General features: G+C 67.3%; 4 protein-coding genes. All 4 read left to right on the forward strand.

Annotated features, from left to right (window positions below; all coding sequences use genetic code 11):
• Positions 1 to 40: 40 nt before the first annotated feature.
• The 4 genes from E0504_RS46340 (at position 41) to E0504_RS46355 (ending at position 2,928) form a co-directional block, all read left to right on the forward strand.
• Positions 41 to 1,075, forward strand: coding sequence for a zinc-binding dehydrogenase (locus E0504_RS46340; protein ID WP_131627662.1), 1,035 nt, complete (start codon positions 41 to 43; stop codon positions 1,073 to 1,075).
• Positions 1,069 to 1,563 (forward strand): VOC family protein, encoded by a 495-nt coding sequence (locus tag E0504_RS46345; RefSeq protein ID WP_112107471.1) that lies wholly within the window; start codon positions 1,069 to 1,071, stop codon positions 1,561 to 1,563. Before E0504_RS46340 ends, E0504_RS46345 begins: the two co-directional genes overlap by 7 nt.
• Positions 1,564 to 1,717: 154 nt before the next feature.
• Positions 1,718 to 2,716 (forward strand): alpha/beta hydrolase, encoded by a 999-nt coding sequence (locus tag E0504_RS46350; protein WP_131627664.1) that lies wholly within the window; start codon positions 1,718 to 1,720, stop codon positions 2,714 to 2,716.
• Between the two features lie 68 nt (positions 2,717 to 2,784).
• Complete coding sequence (locus E0504_RS46355; protein WP_020463634.1) at positions 2,785 to 2,928, forward strand: hypothetical protein; 144 nt, start codon at positions 2,785 to 2,787, stop codon at positions 2,926 to 2,928.
• The last annotated feature ends 19 nt before the right edge of the window (positions 2,929 to 2,947 follow it).

Consider the following 2,947-nt stretch of genomic DNA (forward strand, 5'->3'; position numbering starts at 1 on the left):
AGATTCAGGACAGGTACTCAGAGGGCGTGGAGGTTCTCCCATGAGCCGGGCCATCGTTTTCAACGGCGACGAGACCTGGGAGGAACGTGATCTGCCGGTGCCCGATCCCCGGCCGGGCGGAGCTGTCCTTCGGGTGGAGGCGACCGGCCTCTGCCACAGCGATATCGATCATTTCCGGGGTCATGTGCACACGTCCTGGGGCGGTGCGTTCCCGTCCATCGCCGGTCACGAGATCGTGGGCCGGGTGGAGAAGATCGACGCCGCGGCGGCCGCCGCGTGGGGCGTCGGGGAAGGTGACCGGGTCGCCGTCCGCGACATCGTGGTGACCCCCGCCGGTTACCGCATCTACGGGCACGACTTCTCCATGGACGAGGGCTCCGGCCTGCACGGCGGATTCGCGGAGCACCTCGAACTGCTGCCCGGTTCCCAGGTGTATCGCCTGCGTGACGAACTCCCGGCCGAGGAGCTCACGGTCTTCGAGCCACTGAGCTGCGCGGTGACCTGGGTGGCGCCGGTGCGGCAGGACGATGTCGTGATCATCGAAGGTCCCGGCCACATGGGCATGGCCACCATCGTCGCTGCCCGCGCGGCCGGAGCCGCCACGGTGATCGTGACCGGGACGGCGAGCGACAGATTCCGCCTGGACTGGGCGCTGCGTGTCGGTGCCGACCACACCGTCGACGTCGACAACGAGGACCCGGTCGAACGGGTACGCGAGATCACCGACGGCCGGATGGCGGACGTGGTGATCGACGCCGCGGCGGGAAACCCAGTGACGGTGAACCTGGCCATGGATCTTGTGCACAAGGGTGGGCATGTCGTCGTCGCCGGGATGAAGGACGGCCCGCTCAAGGGCTTCCACAGCGACTGGATCCCCACCCGACGGATCCCCCTCCACCCCGGCGCGGGCCTCGACACGGAAGGAGCGGTCGAGCTCATCAACGCCGGCCGGGTACCGACCGCCGACCTGCTCGGCGACACCTTCCCCCTCGAACGTTTCGAGGAGGCGTTCGCCCTCCTGTCACGAAGGACACCGGGCCACGATTCGATCCGGGTCGCCCTGCGCCTGTGCTGAACACCGCCGTCCCGGAAACCGCCGATGGGGAGGAACGAATGCCGGAGATCCGATGTTTCTCGCACGTCGGGATGACGGTGGCAGACCTCGACTGTTCAGTGGCTTTCTACACCGGTGTGCTTGGATTCCAGGTCCTTTTCGAAGTACGGGGAAAGGCATGGGGACGCGTCGGCATCGGGATCGACGCGATGATGCTCGAGCTGTTCAGTCCCCATCCGACCGGCGGCCCCAATCCGACCGGGCAGGCCCTGGAACCGGCCGACATGCTCTACCCCGCGCCCTATGGTCGCCCGAAGATAGCTCTGACGGTGGCCGACATCGACGCCGCCTACGACGAGCTGGTCAAGCTGTCCGTTCCCGTCATCGGGCCGGTGACCGACACGGGGAAATCAAGACTTTTCTTCGTTCTCGATCCGGACGGGACGCTGATCCAGCTCCATCAGTTCGATGGGGGGCAGGAACGCGTGGCAGAACTCTTCGGTCGCTGAGATCAGCGTGTCGCAGCAGCCGGTGGGTGGCATCGGCGCGGATGTTCTCACACGCGGATCAGGGTCCGTTATCGAGCAAGGGCAGCAGTTCTTGAGGAGGTTCGCTGATGTTAGGAAACGAACACACGGGAGTCGGGAACGCGGGGTGCGCCCGATGAGCACGCCGGTCGCCACCGCCCCGCCCACCGTCATCGTCGACGTGACCGGCCGTGTGCCGATCGACGGCCCGCACCACATCGCGACGTGGGTCTTCCCGCCCCCGACGCCGCTGGCGGGCCCGGTGCCGCTGCTGTTCTGCCTCCCGGGTGGTAGCTACACGAAGGCGTACTGGCATCTGGACGTCCCCGGCCGCACCGGCTATAGCTTCGCCGAGCATCTGGCGGCTCAGGGCATGCTCGTCATCGCTGTCGACCACCTCGCCACCGGCGAGAGTTCCCGGTATCCGCGGGCCGCCGAGCTCACTCCCGACGTCGTCGCCGCGGCGAACAACACGGCGCTCTCCGACCTGGTGGAACGCGCGGAGAAGGGCTTGCTCCTGCCCGGCCTGGGGCCGGTCGACGTCGGACCGGTCATCGGTGTTGGTCACTCGATGGGGGCTATGCTCGCCGTCTTCCAGCAGTCGCTGCACGGCAGCTTCGATGCCATCGCCCCACTCGGCTACGGCACGGTCGCGCCCTTCGCCGCCTATCTGGCCGGAGACGACCGCACCCGTATACCCAGCCTCGAGTCCATCATGGTCCCGGCTCGGGCCGGCGCCTACGACGAGCCGTTCAAGTCCGACCGGGCCAATCCCGTCATCCGCCGCCATTTCTACTGGGAGGACGTCCCCGCGGACGTCATCGCCGCCGACGACCTCACGAGTACCCATCTTCCGGGCGTGACTGGGCCGCTGTCGATCGTCCCGTTCATCACCTCGGACCATGCCGGACGGGTCCGCTGCCCGGTCTTCATCGGCCTGGGTGAGCGTGACTCCACCCCGAACCATCACGACGAAGCCCGTGCCTACAGTTCCTCCGACGACATCACGCTGTTCCGGCTCCCGAGGTCCGGACACTGCCACAACACCGCGGGCACCCGCCACCAGCTCTGGGACCGCCTGGCGCGATGGGTCCGTGCGCTACCCGCGACCACCGCTGTCACATCGTCAACCTGAGGTCGTCCAGTCTGCCGCGCGAACCGGGTTCATCTGCTCCGCGGCGGGCCTGGGCTGGGAGGCCAACCTTGCTGCTACTCAAGGAGTACCTCGCCATCATCGACTTCGACGAGGCGGCGAAGTGGGCGGTTGAGCACGGCAAGGCCGACTACATGTGGAGCAAGCAGGGGGCGGCGCAGCCGGCCGTCGCCAGGGTTGAAGGAGACTCATGAGATATCGCAGATTCGGAAC

Source organism: Parafrankia sp. BMG5.11, from assembly GCF_004337455.1.